The organism is Terribium retamae (genome assembly GCF_022347545.1).
Taxonomy (GTDB): domain Bacteria; phylum Pseudomonadota; class Alphaproteobacteria; order Rhizobiales; family Rhizobiaceae; genus Mesorhizobium; species Mesorhizobium retamae.
The window spans coordinates 1-17,889 of record NZ_JAKREW010000039.1 but is presented as its reverse complement, the minus strand read 5'-3'; the positions used below and the strand labels follow the sequence as shown (position 1 = coordinate 17,889).

The 17,889-nt window shown below is 62.4% G+C and carries 8 protein-coding genes; 6 read left to right on the top strand and 2 right to left on the bottom strand.

Features of this window, described 5'->3' with window-relative positions:
* Positions 1 to 163 precede the first annotated feature (163 nt).
* Positions 164 to 4,348: a translocation/assembly module TamB domain-containing protein gene (locus L4923_RS25090; RefSeq protein WP_239369838.1), complete on the bottom strand. Its 4,185-nt coding sequence runs from the start codon at positions 4,346 to 4,348 to the stop codon at positions 164 to 166.
* A 4-nt stretch (positions 4,349 to 4,352) separates the two neighbouring features.
* Positions 4,353 to 6,281, bottom strand: coding sequence for an autotransporter assembly complex protein TamA (locus tag L4923_RS25085; RefSeq protein WP_239369837.1), 1,929 nt, complete (start codon positions 6,279 to 6,281; stop codon positions 4,353 to 4,355).
* A gap of 310 nt (positions 6,282 to 6,591) precedes the next feature.
* Between L4923_RS25085 and L4923_RS25080 the strand changes: the two genes are divergently transcribed.
* The 6 genes from L4923_RS25080 to L4923_RS25055 form a co-directional block, all read left to right on the top strand.
* The gene (locus L4923_RS25080; RefSeq protein ID WP_239369836.1) at positions 6,592 to 12,066 is read left to right on the top strand and encodes an alpha-2-macroglobulin family protein; all 5,475 of its coding nucleotides are present in this window, start codon (positions 6,592 to 6,594) and stop codon (positions 12,064 to 12,066) included.
* Positions 12,067 to 12,087: 21 nt separating this feature from the next.
* Complete coding sequence (gene pbpC / locus L4923_RS25075; protein WP_239369835.1) at positions 12,088 to 14,199, top strand: penicillin-binding protein 1C; 2,112 nt, start codon at positions 12,088 to 12,090, stop codon at positions 14,197 to 14,199.
* Positions 14,200 to 14,407: 208 nt separating this feature from the next.
* On the top strand, positions 14,408 to 15,436 hold the full coding sequence (locus L4923_RS25070) for a sulfate ABC transporter substrate-binding protein (protein ID WP_239369834.1): 1,029 nt from the start codon (positions 14,408 to 14,410) through the stop codon (positions 15,434 to 15,436).
* Positions 15,437 to 15,605: 169 nt separating this feature from the next.
* Entirely contained in the window at positions 15,606 to 16,457 is an 852-nt protein-coding gene (gene cysT / locus L4923_RS25065; RefSeq protein WP_239369833.1) for a sulfate ABC transporter permease subunit CysT, read from the top strand.
* Entirely contained in the window at positions 16,450 to 17,334 is an 885-nt protein-coding gene (gene cysW / locus L4923_RS25060; protein WP_239369832.1) for a sulfate ABC transporter permease subunit CysW, read from the top strand. Before cysT ends, cysW begins: the two co-directional genes overlap by 8 nt.
* A gap of 13 nt (positions 17,335 to 17,347) precedes the next feature.
* Positions 17,348 to 17,889 (top strand): ATP-binding cassette domain-containing protein (locus L4923_RS25055; protein ID WP_239369831.1); only part of this gene is annotated, 542 nt, incomplete at its 3' end.

The following is a 17,889-nucleotide window of genomic DNA, read 5'->3' as shown; positions in this document are numbered from 1 at the left end:
AGCGACAATCTTGGCGGAAATTTGCTATCGAAGGCAAAAAACGAACGCCCACCGGTTCGGCATAAACCGCGTGCATTTCTGTGATGATACAATTGGCAATGCTGTGGCAGCGCCAGTTCAACCGCATCGTCGGTCCACCCTGACGCGTCGCGCCGGGACCGCGCTAGTACTCTTTCTCGTAGAAGATGCCGCCCTTGGCTTCGCCATCATCCGAAGCTTCGCCGCGCAGCTTGACGCCCTTACCCACGTTGAAATCGATGCGCGCCCTGCCGGAGCCCGGTTTCTCGCCCTTCTGGATGTTAAGATAGGTGCGATCGTTCAGATATTTGCCGGCCGACACGGCCGTTCCGCCCTGATCGTCGGTGGTGATGTCGAGATCGTCGACGCCCAGCTTGCCGCGCAGCTTCTCCAGAAGTGAAGTGGAGCCGCCTACGCCGCTCAACTGAGCTGCCGCCTCCGCAAGCTGAGCGATCTGCAGCGGCGAAAGGTTCGACATGGATCGGCCGAAGATCAGCCGTGCCAGCACCTCATCCTCCGGCAGCGCCGGCACCGAGGAGAATGAGAACTTCGGATTGGTCGCCTCTCCCGAGACGGTGATCGTTACGGTCGCATCGCCCGCGGTCGATTCAGCCACCATGTTGAGATACGGCACCAGCGAGCCTGAGAAGGTCAGTGTGCCTTCGGTGAAGGTCAGCCGCTTGCCGAGGATGGAAAGACGCCCGCGCTGCAGCGTGAATTCGCCCACCGCTTGGGGCGCAGAGGCAGGACCCGTCAGGCGCAGGTTGCCGCCGAGTTCGGCATCGAGACCGCGTCCCATCACGAAGATCTGGTTGGGGGCATTGACGGTGATGTCGAGCGTCAACCCGCCGCTTCCCTTTCCGCTGCCGCTGCTCGCGCCGGAGGGGCGCAGCGCCTTGTCCTGCGCCCTCACCGCCGCCGGCGCATCCTTACGTTTTATGTTCAAAGTCGACAGCGACGTCGGCAACCGTTCCGGCACGGTGACGACGACCTTGCCAAGATTGATGGTGCCCGAGACTGCCGGTGCGGTGGCCAGCGGCCCCTTGATGGTGAGGTCACCGCCAAGGTTAGCCGTCACGATGCGGCCGTCAGTGTAGCGGCCGTCGACCAGCTTGATCGAGAGGTCAGCGGGAAAGCCTCGGGCTGCATCGATGCCAACCGTGCCGCCAGCCGACAGCGTGCCGCGGGTCGACAGCGTGCCGGTTAGCCGGTTGATCGTCGCCACCCCATTGGCCATGCCGATATCGAGAGTGATGTCCTTGATGCCTAGTCCAGTTTTGGCGTCGAGAACGCGGGCTCCCGATGAACGTACCGAACCGGCGATCACAGGTTTGTTGGCCGGACCGCGCACCTGCACCGAGACATTTGCACCGCCAGTCAGCGACATCCCCTGCTCCGCAAGCTTGCGCGCCAGCAGTTCGAAGGGCACGTTGCCGGCGATATCCACCGACAGATTGGGCGTACCGGCGGTCGTCACGGTGCCACCACCCTTTAGAGCCAGCCCGGCTCCACCACCGATATCGGCGTTGAAGGTGAGTTTGTTGGCCGCGAAAGTGCCGCCCGAAGCGACGTTGATTGCACCTATGCCGGCATCGCGTGTCGCTGCGACCCCAAGCCCGCTGGCCTTAATGTTGTAGGTGACAGAAGGCGCGGAACTGGTGCCTGTGACCTTGGCCGAGCCGGACACGGTGCCGCCGGCTCCAAGCCCCGGCGAGAACGAGTTGGCCGCCGCCACAGGCAGATTGGCCAAAGCGACGTCGATGTCGAGAGCCTTGCCTGCAGTGCCCGTGATTGTGGCGCGGCCGCTGTCGACACCCACCACCAGTTTGCGGATCGTCGTCGTGCCATTGGCAACGGTAATGGTCGAAGGTTCCGGGATCACCGCCTTGAGGCCACGGATCACCGCCTGGCCGGAAGCGAGTTCCAGCGTGGTCACGCCGCCTGTCGATTTCACGCGGCCAACCGCCTTGGCTGGAATATCCTTGACCGTCGCGCCGCCGGAAAAGCCGGTCCATTCGCCGTCACGTTTCAGATCGATGGCGATGCCGGTAACGGTCGTTGTGCCGGAGGTAACCGCGTCGGCCCGCACGGTGCCGGAGACGGCAGGGGCAGCCGCGTAATTGGCGATCAGCGCATCGATGGCAACATTCCTGGCAACCAGATCGCCGCGCTTGATGCCGGCCTTGGCCTGCAACGCCATTTCGGGCACGCCGTCACGTTTGGCGAAACGGATGGTGCCGCGCACATCGCCTTCCGCCTTTTCCAGCGCCAATGCCGCCAGCGGTGCGATATCGGGCAGGTCGATCGTCACCGTCCCTTCCGGCAGGAAAGCCTCATCGAGAATGAGATCGCCGGCTATGCCGTTATTGCCCAGAGAGAGTTTCAGCGCGTCGACGCGACGCTGACCGTTGTCGGTCTTCAACACCGCCTTGCCTTGAAGCGGTTGTCCAGCAACCGTGGCGGACAATGCGACGTCGGCGGCGGGGTTGGCGACATCTGCCCGACCATTTGCGGCAAGGCCCAATCCGGTGATCTCACGCCCTGCGAGCTCGAGCTTGTCCCCACTGAGCGACACCGAAACATCAGGGGCGACCATGACACCTTTGGCCGTAACCGAAAGGCCGATCGAGCCCTTGGCCTCCTTGGACAGCAGCGACAGGTCGGCGAGCGCACCCTTGAGCTCGGCAACGATCTGGCCTTGGTGGAGGCTGGCGCTGCCGTTGGCGGAAACGGCGCCGGACTCCAATGTGATGGAATCGGCCGTTACCGTGCCCTTGGCGTCGCGCCGGATCGCGGCCGACAGGACGGCGCGTTCGCCAAGTACCGGTCGCGCAGCGGCGGGCAATGCCGATGAGGCTGCGTCCGCCTTGACGTTCAGTTCGATCGACCCGTCGACCAGGGCCATCTTGCCATTGAAATCGCCAATAAGCGTATCCGAGCGGATCGAGCCCTTGTCGACGTTGATGGTTTCTTTAGCGAGGCTGCCGGCGACTTCCGCCTTTATCTTGCCGGCGATGAGCGGAGCGATGGTCGGATTGTCCAGCCCGATCTTGTCGACGGTCAGCGAGCCGGTCATCGGCCCGATACGGTTGGCAACGTCGAAATTGTCGGAGTGGATCGTCAGGTCGATATTCTCGAATTTGGTAACCGTCGTCGTGACCTTGGCCAGCGAGGCACCGATGTCGACCATCGGCGCACTGCCCTCGCCGAAGGCACGCAGTGAGGCAGATTTCATCTCGATGTCGATCGGGCTTTCCTTGCTGCCGAGCGCCAGCGGCAGCGTGGGGCCAACCGAGTTGAACTGCAGCGAAAAGTCTGTGGCACCCTTGGGATCGATGTGGCCGGCGGCCGTGCCGCGCACGGCGTTGCTGTTGATCTGCGCTTGCTCGATCTCTACGCCGCCGGTCTTGGTGGCGGTGCCGGTGAAGGCAAAATCCGTCTGGCCGGCGAGCAGCGGCTTGAAGCGTTCAGGCAGGAAACGGGCGAAATCGCCTTCACCTTTCGCCTGGATGCGATTGCCCTTTTCAGTCTGCTGATTGCGGCCAGTCAGTTGCGTGACCACCTGGCCGTCGACACTGAAGCTGCCGGTACCGTTCCAGTCTGCCAGCGAACCTTTTCCGGCAAGGGCGATGTCGACCGCCGGATCACCTGGCAGCTGCAGCAGATTGGCGAGAATACCGCCTGCAGGTTCCGACGCCCTCACGTCGAGATCCAGTTTGTTGTCGGCCGGTGCGAAATCGACGGTCGCATCCACAGTGCCTTGCTTGCCATCGTTGCGCGCGACATTGAACTTGGTCGCCACCGCAAGCGGCGAAGCATCGGCCTTGAGAGAACCTTTGGCAGCCAATTGCGCAACTCCTGCGCCGGCCAGCGCTTCGCCAAGCGCGATGTCGGGCAGATCGATCGCCTTGATGTCGAGCGACACCGGCAGGCCACCGCCACCTTCGGTATCGCGCTTCGGCTCGCCCTCGGAAACCGGAAGCCGTGCCGCCTCGATGCGTCCGACCGCGACGCGGTCTGCGCTGAATGTCTTTGTGAGCAATGCAAGCGGCGACCAGTCCACCGCCACCTGACGCAGCACCAGCCATGGACCCTTGCTGTCCTCCAGCACAACGTGATCGACCCTGAGCGCACCCGACCAGATGCCGTCAATGCCGGCGACCGTCACCTTGCTCTCAGGTGAAGAGGCCATCGACGAGATCAGGCCTGCGAGATTGTCACGGCCGCGCTCGGTCGTGGTGAACACGATCAAGGCGCCTAGCGCTGCCGCGATGACCACCGCCGCCACGTAGAGGAAGATCCGCAATACCCGTTTGAACAATTTCGCCATGCCGTCAGAACGCCTGGCCGATGCCGGCATAGATGCCGAAGCGAGGGTCGCCCGGTTCCCTGTTCAATGGTATCGCGCCGTCGATGCGCAGCGGTCCGAACGGCGTGATGTAGCGCAGACCGACACCGGCGCCGACCTTCACGTTGGAGAAATCGGGGAACTGCTTGGTGGAAACAGTACCGGCGTCGACAAACGGTACAATGCCGATTGTGTCGGTGATGCCGATGCGCATTTCGGCCGAGGTTTCGAAATAAGACAAACCGCCGATTGGCTGGCCGTTTATGTCCTTCGGACCAATGCCCTGATAGGCATAACCACGCACCGAACCACCGCCGCCTGCGTAGAAACGCCGGTCGGCCGGAACGTCCTGCAGGCCTGCACCGACAATCGAACCGATTGCAGCGCGGCCGGCAAGCACGAAACGGCCACCGCTGTCGATGGCCTGATAGGCACTGCCTTCGCCGCGCAGCTTCACGAACGTGGCGCCGTTCAGGAGGTCATAGCTCGGTTCGGCATAGGCAAGCAGCCTGAAACCGCTCTTCGGGTTCAGTTTGTTGTCGCGATTGTCAAAGACGTATTGCAGCGGCACGCTGGCAATCAGGTAGTCATGCTTGCCGAAACTGTCGGTGATCTTCGAATAATCGAGCGAGACCTCAGCCGACACCGTCTGCCGCTTGTCGAGCTCATAGGATAGTCCCACGCCGCCCTTGGTCGAGAAGCGGTCATAGGCATCGGGGTGTTCGTAGACCGTTTTCAGATTGGCGAAGAACTTCGAGGCAGGCCCGACCACGCCCGGCTTCTCGAACATGATACCGGCATTGTAGTTCAATTCGCCCAGGGCGTTGGCGCCGATGCCGCTGATCGCCCCCTCGATGCGCAGTTTCTCTGCACGGCCAAACAGGTTGCGGTGGCCCCAATAGCCTTCCAGGCCGAGCCCATCGGTGTTGGAGAAGGTACCGCCGACGCCCAGATAACGCGGCTTGCGTTCGCTCACCTCGACGTCGATCGGGATATTGCCGTCGGCATCGAGCTTGTCGCCTTCCTTCAACGAGACACTGTTGAAGACTTCAAGGCCGAGCAGACGATCGCGAGCATCCTCGATCTGCTTTGGCGAATAGCGCTCGCCGCGCTTCAGCCCCGTCATATATTCGGTGAATTCGCGATCCACCGCCTCGGTGCCTTCGACGGTCGTCTGGCCGATGCCCGCGACCGGACCGGCTTCGACGGTCAGCGTCACGTCGAGCCGCCCATTGTCGTGGTCGGCCACGACCTCGCGGTCGGTGACCTTGGCAAGTGGCCTGCCTTCATCTTTCAATGCCTTGACAAGCCGCGCTTCGGCTTTCAGCACGGCACCGGAACTCGCGTCACCACCGGAGATCAGCCCAAAATCCGCGCTCGCCATGCCTGCGGCATCGCCCTTCAAACGGATGTCGCCGAGCGTGAACTTCTGGCCGGGCCTCACGGTGATCGTCACTGGGATAGGCCGCGGCCCCTTGAACTCGGCATCTGGCGGCAGATCGTCCAGTGACTGGCCGGCAATGGCGATATCGACGACGCCTTCATAGTGGGCATCCTCGTAAAGCGCAGCGACCAGCTGCTCGCGGTCACCGCGCGCCTTGGTCATCAGCCCGAGCGAGCCGGAAACCGGGCGTTCCTCGTCATTCTTCAGGCTGGAGACATTCTCCAGTTTTTCCTTCAGATCGTCGTCAGCGTCCGGCGCCTCGATTGTCACCGTGTAGCGCAAGGGGTCGGTGATCGCCTCGTCCGTTTCCTCTTCGGAACCCCAGAGCTTGATTCCGAACAATTCGAAAGCCGAGGCGCTTCGCCCCTCGATCATGATAGCGGAGGCGCCGATCGTGGCCAAAAGCAGGGCGCGCGAAAGCGCACGCCACGACGTGCCCTCCTGCCAACAACGCCTCACCACAACAGGCATCAACTCAACCTGCCCTCGAATCCAGACTCTGTCCTCCCAATGCGCCCAAATGCTAAAATTGGAATGAACGTGTGAAGTCCTCGTAAACTCACAATGCGGCCACAGTTCAATTGTCCGAATTGTAACGGGCTTGGAATACACACCTTTTGTGCAGTCGCAAAATTGTGTGATCTGTGCCCTAGATAGGATGTCCCGGCGAGTGGCCGGCAAAAAGATGTCTGCAACCAGCGGTTTGCACGCCGCTGGGAGCGTTGACAAGCCTTGCCGAAGCTTGAACATGCCGGGGACGATCAGGTGCCAGGAGGGTGTGATGGCATTGCGCGGGGCTCGTTTTCTGCCGATTCTTTTCTTTTTTCTGTTTGCTTCTTTTGGCGCCGCGCTAGCGGCGGATACAAAGCGCATCGTGACAACGGATAATTCCGATTATTTCGGATTCGACCTGCGTTCCGAGCAGAACATCACCCTCGATCAGTGCAAGACGACCTGCCTCGGCGATTCGGCCTGCCGCGCCTTCACCTACAACATCAAGGCGAAATGGTGCTTCCTCAAGTCCGACTTCAACACGCTGAAACCCTTTGCCGGTGCTGTCGGCGGCAAGGTTGTCACCATCGACACCGCTCCAGACATCGGGGCCCCGGCGGAACTCGGCTATTTTCCGGCCTGGATGGCCGACCAAGCCCAGCAATACCGCAACTTCCTGACCGGCCCGGGTTACACCAAACCCACGGATGGCCTGACCACTTTAGAGCAGGAAGCCGAGCAGTCGGCGCTCTCGGGCGATCATCGCACCGCTATGCAGAAATACGAAGCCGCGGTTTCGGTAATGCCGGACGATGCAGCGCTGTGGCCGAAACTCGCGCGCGAGATCCTGGCAACACTGGAGGTCTCCAGCGACAATCAATCGACGCTGCAATCCAACGCCACCTCGGCAGCCTATCTCGGCTACAAGCTGTCGCGCACGGCGGGTGCCCGCGCCGAAGCACTGGCGCTGCTCGCTGGCGGGCTCGATCGCCGCGATCAATATCGCCCGGCATTGCAGGCCTATGAGGCTAGCCTTGCGCTCGAAAATTCAGCGGCGGTGCGTTCCGAATATGAAGACCTGAAGGCCCGCAAGGGTTTCCGTGTCGTCGAACACACCGTCGACGCCGACACTTCCAGCCCTCGCATCTGCGCGCAATTCTCCGAGGAACTGGTCAAGACCGGCGTCGATTACGCGCAGTTCGTCACCATCGGCGGGCAAGCGCCCAAGGCCGTCGAGGCGAAGGACAAGCAGATCTGCGCCGAAGGGCTCGAACACGGCCAGCATTATGATGTCGTCTTCCGCGCCGGCATTCCCGCCGCCATCGGTGAAGTGACGGCAGCTCCCGTGACCCTGTCGATCTATGTGCAGGATCGCGCGCCGTCCGCCCGCTTCACCGGCGACAGTTTCGTACTGCCGTCCGGCGTGCGCCGCGGCATCCCGGTCGTCACCGTCAACATGAACGCCGCCGAAATGAAGCTCTTCCGTGTCGGCGACCGCTCGCTGGCCCAGCTTCTCTCAGGCTACCAGTTCCTGCGACAGCTCGACGGCTACGACCTCTCCAACATCAAGGACCAGATGGGTCAGCCGATCTGGGAAGGCCGCATGGAGATCACCGGCGACCTGAACAAGGAAGTGACCACGTCCTTCCCGGTTGATGAGGCGCTGCCGCAGCGCAAACCCGGCGTCTATATCCTCACCGCGCAGCCGGTGGACGACAAGAGCGACGAATACAACTCGCGTGCCACGCAATGGTTTGTCGTCTCCGACATCGGCCTTTCGACCTACACCGGCCAAGACGGCCTCAACGTCTTCGCCCGCTCGCTGGGCAGCGCCAAGCCGATCCAGGGCGCGGAGCTTACTTTGCTCGCCCGCAACAACGAAATCCTCGGCACTGCCACGACGGACGGCGAAGGCCGCGCCGTCTTCAATCCGGGCCTCACCCGTGGCGAAGGCGGTATGGTGCCGGCGGTGCTGATGGCAAAGCAAGGCGATCAGGACTTCGTGTTCCTCGACATGGCCAAGGCCGGTTTCGATCTATCGGACCGTGGCGTGGCCGGTCGCGCGGCACCGGGCGCGCTCGACGTCTATGCATGGACCGAACGCGGCATCTACCGCGTCGGCGAAGACGTGCACGTGCAGGCACTCGCCCGCGACGATGCCTCGAAGGCGGTTGAGAACCTGCCTTTGACCTTTATCTTCACGCGTCCCGATGGCGTCGAGGCGCGCCGCATAGTCAGCGATGGCACCTCGGCCGGCGGCCATGCCGTCGACCTGGCGCTGGAACCCAATGCCATGCGCGGCACCTGGACGGTGTCGATCCACACCGATCCCAAGCAGGCTGCGGTGGCCACGCATATGTTCCTGGTCGAGGACTTCGTGCCCGATCGTATCGAGTTCGACTTAACCGCAGACAAGTCCGAGATCGGTCAGGGCGAAACCGCCAACGTCACTGTCGATGGCCGCTTCCTCTATGGCGCGCCGGCAGCCGGCCTGGCCCTCGAGGGCGAGACGACCCTATCGGTGACGCGCGAATGGGATCGCTTCAAGGGCTTTGCCTTCGGCCTCGCCGACGAACAGGCGGCACAGCCGACCGTGACACCGCTGGCCGACCTGCCGGTGGTGGGCGACGATGGCAAGGCGACCTTTCCGGTCGCGATCGACCAGTTGCCGGCCACCACTAAACTTGTGAACGCCAAGGTGACGGTGCGCATGCGTGAGACCGGTGGCCGCGCCGTCGAGCGTTCGCTCAACCTCGCGGTGCGCTCGCAAGGCGACCTGATCGGTATCCGACCGGATTTCGAGAATGATGAGGTGCCGCAGGGCGGCACCGCCAAATTCAGCCTGATCGCGGTGGATCGCGACGGCAATCGCAAGGCCCTTGCCGGGGCGCAGTGGTCGCTGGTCAAGGTCGAGCGCAATTATCAATGGTATCGCAATGGCGGCTCATGGGCCTATGAGGCGGTAAACCTCACCAAGGCTGTTGCCAATGGCAAGGTCGATATCGCAGCCGACGGCGAAGCATCCGTTTCGTTGCCGGTCGATTGGGGACGCTACCGGCTGGAGGTCGAAACGGCCGATCCGGACGGACCCGCATCGTCCTACGAGTTCGATGGCGGCTGGTATGTCAGCGCGACCTCTACCGAGACACCGGACGGGCTCGAGATCGCCCTGGACAAGGACGATTATGCCGTTGGCGACACTGCCAAGCTGAAAGTGTCGCCGCACTATGCCGGTGAGCTGCTCGTGACGATCGGCGCCGATCGCCTGCTGAAGACCTTCAATGTGAGCATTCCCCGGGACGGTGGCACCGTGGACATCCCGGTCACCGACGACTGGGGCGCCGGCGCCTATGTCACGGCCACCCTCTACCGGCCGGGTGACGCGGAACAAAGCCGCATGCCAGCGCGCGCCATTGGTGTGAAATGGCTGAAGATCGATCCGGGCGCCAGGAAGCTTGGCGTAGCACTTAGCCCGCCCTCCAAGATGGAGCCTCGACAGACCCTGTCCGTGCCTGTTTCGGTGACCGGGGTCGCACCCGGCAGCGATGCGTATGTCACGGTGGCCGCCGTCGATGTCGGCATTCTCAACCTCACTAACTACAGGGCGCCGGATCCGGAAAACTGGTTCTTCGGCCAGCGCATGATGGGGCTTGAGTTGCGCGACCTGTACGGTCGCCTCATCGACGGATCGCTTGGCACCACCGGCAAGCTGCGCACCGGCGGCGATGGCAACGCCATGCAGAGCCAGGGCAGCCCCCCGACCGAAAAGCTGGTCGCCTTCTTCTCCGGCATCGTCAAGCTGGATGCCGAAGGCAAGGCGACCGTCGATTTCGACTTGCCGCAATTCAATGGCACCGCGCGCGTCATGGCCGTGGCATGGACCAAGGAAGCCGTCGGCCATGCTGTGAGCGACGTGATCGTGCGCGATCCGATCGTCATCACCGCTGGCTTGCCGCGGTTCCTGGCACCCGGCGACGCTGCGACCATGCGGCTTGATTTCGCCAACACCGATGCGCCGGCCGGCGACTATGCGCTTGCCATCGAAACCACCGGCGACATCACCATCGGCAGCGAGGCCGTACCGGCCAAGCTCACTTTGGCTGAAGGCAAGCGACAGACGCTGAGTGTGCCCCTGATCGGGGTGTCGCCGAGCGATGCCACCATCACCGTGAAGCTCGCCAGGGACGGCGGACCGTCGGCGGAACAGACTTTGTTCCTTCCGGTTCGTCCTGCCCAGCTTCCGGTTCCGGTCCGTCTTATCGTGGATCTGAAGAACGGGGCTTCGCTGCGCGTGGACAGCGAACTCCTGGCGGCGAGCACATTGCAGGGTTCCTCGGTCAGCGTCGGCGTCTCGCAGTCGGCTGCGCTCGACGTACCGTCTTTGATCCTGTCGCTCGACCGCTATCCTTATGGATGCGCCGAACAGACCACCAGCCGCGCTTTGCCGCTGCTTTATATGAGCGAGATGTCGAAGGGCTACGGCATCCCTGACGATCCCGGCCTGCACGATCGGGTGCAGGAAGCGATCTACAGGGTGCTGAGCTATCAGGCTTCCGGCGGCAGCTTCGGCCTGTGGGGTCCAGGCTCTGGCGACCTTTGGCTGGATTCTTATGTCACCGACTTCCTGACGAGGGCACGCGAAGCGAAGTACGACGTTCCCGCACAAGCGATCTCGCAGGCGCTGGCTAACCTGCAGAACTCGCTCGGCTACGATCAGGATGTTCAGGACCGCGGCTCTCAGATCGCCTACGCGCTTTACGTTCTGGCTCGCAACAAGAAGGCGTCGGTCGGTGACCTGCGTTATTATGCCGACACCAAGCTGGAGGCCTTTTCCAGCCCGATGGCGGTAGCGCAACTGGCCGCAGCTCTGGCGCTCTATGGAGACGCGCAGCGTTCGGAAACAACGTTCCAGGCAGCACTGACATTGGCAAGGAACACCAAGAACTATGACTGGTACCGCTCCGATTATGGCTCGGCGGTCCGCGACGCCGCGGCGATGCTGGCGCTCGCCGCCGAATCCAAGCCGGCACCATCGGTACTGCCGGAACTGGTCAAGCAGGTGGAGAGGCAGCGCGCCGCGCAGCGGTGGACGAGCACCCAGGACAATGCCTGGATGCTGCTGGCCGCTCGTGCGCTGAAGAACGGCAACGACACCATCAAGCTCTCCATCAACGGCCAACCGCATAGCGGTGCCTATTCGACCGAAATGACGGGAGAGGCTTTGCTGGACAGCCCATTGACTGTCGCCAATGCCGGCAAGAACGGCCTGCAGGCGGTCGTCACCACAGTTGCCGCGCCTGCGCAGCCGCTGCCGGCTGGCGGCGACGGCTTTACCATCGAGCGCACCTACTACACGCTCGACGGCAATGAGGCGAATGTTAGCGAAGCCAAGCAGAACGAGCGCTATGTCGTCGTCCTGAAAGTCACGGAACTGAACGACTGGCCGCAGCGCGTGCTGATCACCGACCTGCTGCCGGCCGGTTTCGAAATCGACAACCCCGGTCTCGTGTCTTCGGCCCAGCTTTCCAATTTCTCCTGGCTGGCGCAGACCAATGCCGCGCATCTCGAATTCCGGAACGACCGTTTCGTTGCCGCGTTCGACCCCGCGACCGAAGACGGAGACCGCACCAAGACCCTGGCCTATGTGGTGAGAGCTGTGACGCCCGGGGTCTATGCCCACCCCGCAGCCAGCGTCGAGGACATGTACCGGCCGCAATATTCGGCGCGTACCGCCACCGGCATGATGGAGGTGAAGGCGCCCTAAGGCCGGCGCCACGAGGCGGTCATGATCGACACTGTCTCCCCTCGCCCCGCTCGAAAGAGGCTGCGGCGCTTCGCGATATTCGCTGGCACCGCGGTCGGCTTTGCTGCGATCGCGGCCGGTGGACTGTGGGGGCTCGACCGCGCCTTTCCGCCGCCATTGCCGGACTCGCTGGCGGTATCGGCTGAAGTCCTCGACCGCGACGGCGCGTTGTTGCGCGCCTTCGCAACCAAGGACGGCTACTGGCGTTTGCCGGTGAGCCTTGACCAGGTCGACAAGAATTTCGTCGACATGCTGGTCGCCTATGAGGATAAGCGCTTTTGGGACCATGAAGGTATAGATCCGCTGGCGCTCGGACGTGCGGCGACGCAATTTGCCAGCAACCGCCGCATCGTCTCCGGTGGCTCCACCCTTTCCATGCAGTTGGCGCGTCTGCTCGAACCACGCGAAAGCCGTTCCGTCGGTTCCAAGCTGAAACAGATGCTGCGTGCGCTGCAGATCGAGCGGCGGCTGACCAAACGTCAGATCCTGGAGCAATATCTGACCCTTGCGCCTTATGGGGGCAACATCGAAGGTGTCCGCGCCGCATCGCTCGCCTATTTCGGTAAGGAACCGCGCCGTCTCACGGTTTCGGAAGCAGCCCTGCTGGTCGCCTTGCCGCAATTGCCGGAGCGTCGCCGGCCTGACAAAAACCCCGCGATTGCCCAGGCTGCGCGCGACCGCGTGCTCGATCGCATGGTCACAGCCGGTCGGATCGGCGAACGTGAGGCGCGTCGCGCAGCACTGGACGATGTCGCGGGGTTGCGGCGACCCCTGCCCGCCTTCGCTGCGCATACCGCCAACACGCTGCTGCGCAGGGCAGAGCCCGGTGCACCGCTCAAACTCACCTTACGCAAGAGTGTACAGGAGGGATTGGAGACCGTTGCGCGCGAAGCAGCCGAGCGGCTCGGGCCAAAATTGTCAGTCGCCATGGTCATGGCCGATTCCCGCACGGGCGACATCTTGGGCAGTGTCGGCTCGGCATCCTTCTTCGATTCCAGCCGTGCCGGCTGGATCGATATGACCCGCACCCTGCGCTCGCCAGGCTCCACCTTGAAACCCTTCATCTATGGATTGGCTTTCGAGCAAGGCATGGTCGCGCAGGAAACGATGATCGAGGACAGCCCGGCCGATTTCTCGGGCTACCGGCCGAAGAACTTCGACATGGGTTACCAGGGCGACGTTTCTATCCGCCAAGCCCTCCAGCTTTCGTTGAACGTACCTGCGATCCGTATCCTTGACGCAGTCGGCCCGGCGCGTCTGACCGCTCGGTTTCGTCAGGCCGGCGTCTCGCCGGTACTGCCGCTGAACCAGCCGCCCGGTCTCGCCATCGGTCTTGGCGGTGTCGGCGCGAGCCTTCGCGATCTGGTTCAGTTGTATACAGGCCTTGCCAATGGCGGAAAGGTGCATCCCCTGCGCGACGGTACCGAGGCCGTGCCTGTGACCGGCAGTGCCACCACCATTCTTGACGAGCGGGCCAACTGGCAGATCACCGATATCCTGGCCGGTGTGAGACCGCCCGAAGGTGCGCCGCAACGCGGCATCGCCTACAAGACCGGTACCTCCTATGGTTATCGCGATGCATGGGCCATCGGCTTCGACGGTCGTTATGTGCTGGGCGTCTGGGTCGGTCGTGCCGACGCCAGCGCAGTGCCCGGCCTGTCCGGCTATGTCTCGGCGGCACCCATCCTGTTCGAGGGGTTTGTGCGTTCCGGCCTTGCCGCCGTCGCCTTGCCCAGTCAGCCTGCAGGCGTGCTGCGGCCACGGCGCGAGGACTTGCCGATCACACTCATCCGCTTCGGAACAGGCACGGAGACGCAAGCCGGTATTGCTGCCGCCGAGCCAGCGCCGCGTATCGTATTCCCTCCCGATGGCGCCCGTGTTGATCTCGGCGCATCCGGCTCCGAGGTCACACCGCTGGTGCTGAAGCTGCAGGGCGGTCGAGCACCATTCCGCTGGCTCGCCAACGGCAAGCCGCTGGCCGGAGTCGACCGCCGCCGCACCGCCACCTGGCTACCCGATGGAGCCGGCTATTCGATCTTGACTGTTATTGACGCTGCCGGCCGTGCCACCAGCGTCAAGGTCTTTGTCGAATAGGCTCTCGCTGGCCCCAAATGACCGGCGTCATTCAGATTCTGGGCCGTGACTCCATTTGTGATCAGCCACCTTCTCCGGTGAGGTAGAATTTTCTTGCATGACCGCCAAATCGCTGGAACTTTTCTCCGGAGGCCCGAAAAAGGCAACTTTCGCCGCACCCAAATTCTACAATTTCGATAGAGTAGAATACAGTTCAACGGAGGCGGAAATGACCAAACCTCATTTCAAGAAACTGCTCGGCATCCTCATCGCCGGTTCTGTCCAGTTCGGTGCACTCGGTTTCGCGTTCGCTGATACGACCATCCTCAACGTGTCCTATGATCCCACACGCGAACTCTACAAGCAGTTCGACGAGGCCTTCTCTGCCTACTGGAAAAAGGAGAGCGGCGAGACCGTGACCGTCCAGCAGTCGCACGGCGGTTCGGGCAAGCAGGCACGAGCAGTCATCGACGGGCTGGAAGCCGATGTCGTCACCTTGGCGCTGGAAAGCGACATCAATGCGATCGTCGAGAACTCGAAGAAGATCAATCCCGACTGGCGCACCAAGTTCGAGCACAACTCGGCTCCCTACACGTCCACCATCATCTTCCTGGTCCGCAAGGGCAACCCCAAGGGCATCAAGGACTGGAACGACCTCGTGAAGGACGGCGTCCAGGTCATCACGCCGAACCCGAAGACTTCGGGTGGCGCCCGCTGGAACTATCTCGCCGCCTGGGCCTATGCCAACGCGCAGAATGGCGGGGACGAGACCAAGACCAAGGAATTCATTTCTAACCTCTATTCGCATGTTCCCGTGCTCGACACGGGCGCCCGCGGTTCGACGGTAACCTTCGCCCAGAAGGACCTTGGCGATGTGCTGCTGGCATGGGAAAACGAGGCCTATCTCGCGCTCGACGAGTTCGGCGCAGATAAATTCGACATCGTCTACCCGCCGACCTCGATCCTGGCTGAGCCGCCGGTAGCTGTCGTCGACGCCAATGTCGACGCCAAGGGCACGCGCAAGGTGGCCGAAGCGTATCTCAAATTCCTCTATTCCAAGGAGGGGCAGACGCTGATTGCCAAGCACCACTATCGTCCGGCCAAGCCGGAACTGGTGCCGGCCGAGGACCTCGCCAAGCTGCCCGAGATCAAGCTCGTAACAATCGATGATCCACAATTCGGCGGCTGGAAAAAGGCGCAGCCTTATCATTTCGCAGACGGTGGTATATTCGACCAGGTCTACAAGCCGGCGCAGTAAGGTCTGCGGAGACGTCTTGAGCCTCTTCGAGACGTCCTGCGACCCCAAGCCGAAAGTGACGAAGAAAAAAGTTCCAGACCTTTCGGGCAGGGACCATGCGACAAAAAAGAAGCAGAATGCCGATCGCATTCCGCTTTAAGGGAACGAAAAGGGACGGACCAACAATCACATGACTACGGCACCCGCGCAGGCGGGGTGGCGGTTCAAGCAGCCGAGTGTCATTCCGGGTTTCGGATTGACGCTCGGCTTCTCGCTTGTCTACCTCACCCTTATCATCCTCATTCCGCTGGCCGGCCTGGTCTGGCGGTCCGCGTCGCTCGGATGGGTCGACTTTTGGCGCATCGTCACCGCCGACCGCACCCTGAAAGCGCTGGAAATCAGCTTCGGCACCGCGTTGATCGCGGCTGCCGTCAATGTTGTTTTCGGTACCATCGTCGCCTGGGTGCTGGTGCGCTACAAGTTTCCGGGGAGACGGGTGGTCGATGCCATGGTCGACCTCCCCTTCGCGCTGCCGACGGCTGTGGCCGGCATCGCACTCACCACGCTCTATGCGCCGAACGGCTGGCTGGGCTCCCTGCTGATGCCACTTGGCATCAAGGTGGCCTACACGCCCCTCGGCATCATCATCGCGCTGGTTTTTGTCAGCCTGCCCTTCGTGGTGCGGACCGTCGAACCGATCATCGAGGAAATCGACAAGGAGGTCGAGGAAGCAGCTGCCACGCTTGGCGCCAGCCGCTTCCAGACCATCACCCGCGTGCTTTTCCCTGGCCTCGCGCCCGCGATTATTACGGGCTTCGCTTTGGCCTTCGCACGTGGTGTCGGCGAATACGGCTCGGTCATCTTTATTGCCGGCAACCTGCCCAAGGTAACGGAAATCGCCCCTCTGCTCATCGTCATCCGGCTGGAGGAGTTCAACTACGCCGCCGCGACAGCCATCGCAGCGGTGATGCTCGCTATATCCTTCGCCATGCTGCTCGTCATCAACCTGCTTCAGGCGTGGAGCCGCAAGCGCTATGGCTGATCCAGAAATCAAATCTTACGAGCCTGGTCACGACAACCCGTCCGCGGCGGTCACCGAGAGCCGCTCCGCACGTACCGTGCTGATGACGATCGCTTTCGTTTTCCTTGGCGTCTTCCTGCTTCTGCCGCTCGTCATCGTCTTCAAGGAGGCCTTCGCCAAAGGCGTTGGCGCCTATTTCACCTCCCTGAACGACCATGACACGCTGTCGGCCATCCGCCTCACGCTGCTGGTCGCGGTGATCGCCGTGCCACTCAATGTCGTCTTCGGCATCGCCGCAGCCTGGGCCATCGCCAAGTTTGAATTCAAGGGCAAGGCATTCCTCACCACCTTGATCGACCTGCCCTTCTCTGTCTCGCCGGTCATTTCCGGTCTGGTCTATGTGCTCCTGTTCGGAGCCCAGGCCATGCTCGGCCCATGGCTGAAGTCGCACGGCATCGAAATTCTCTTTGCAGTGCCGGGCATCGTACTGGCCACCGTCTTCGTCACGTTCCCCTTTGTCGCGCGCGAGTTGATCCCGCTGATGCAGGAACAGGGAACCGGCGACGAAGAGGCCGCGCTTTCGCTTGGCGCCAATGGCTGGCAGGTCTTCTGGTATGTCACATTGCCCAACATCAAATGGGGCCTGCTCTACGGCGTGCTTCTGTGCAACGCCCGTGCCATGGGGGAATTCGGCGCGGTGTCGGTCGTGTCCGGCCACATCCGCGGCATGACCAACACCATGCCTTTGCATGTCGAGATCCTCTACAACGAATACAACGCCGTCGGCGCCTTTGCCGTCGCCTCGCTCCTGGCTGGCCTCGCGCTGGTCACTCTGATCTTGAAAACCGTTCTCGAGATGCGCTACGGCGCCGAACTCGCCGCGACACGCGGACATTGACAGGGACATTTGAATGGAAGTTCGCGTTGCCAATGTACGCAAGGAATTCGACCGGTTTCCTGCGCTTCGGGATGTCTCCCTCGACATTCGTTCGGGCGAGCTGATCGCGCTCTTGGGCCCGTCCGGCTCCGGCAAGACCACTCTGCTCAGACTGATCGCGGGTCTGGAGCGGCCAACCACCGGCAAGATCTTCTTCGGAGACGAGGACGCCTCGAGCAAGACCATCCAGGAGCGAAATGTCGGTTTCGTCTTCCAGCATTACGCGCTGTTTCGACATATGACGGTGGCCGACAATATCGGCTTCGGGCTCAAGGTACGCCACGGCGCCACCCGTCCATCGAACGAAGAGATCCGCCGCCGCGCTTCGGAGTTGCTCGATCTTGTCCAGCTTTCTGGACTGGAAAAGCGTTACCCGGCGCAGCTCTCCGGTGGCCAGCGCCAGCGCGTCGCGCTTGCGCGCGCCCAGGGGGTAGCACCCCAAGTGGGGCAGCTCGCCCCGCCGTTAGGGGGCCGTGATGCGCACGTGGGCCCCGCACAGCGCCCCGGGGTGGGCGC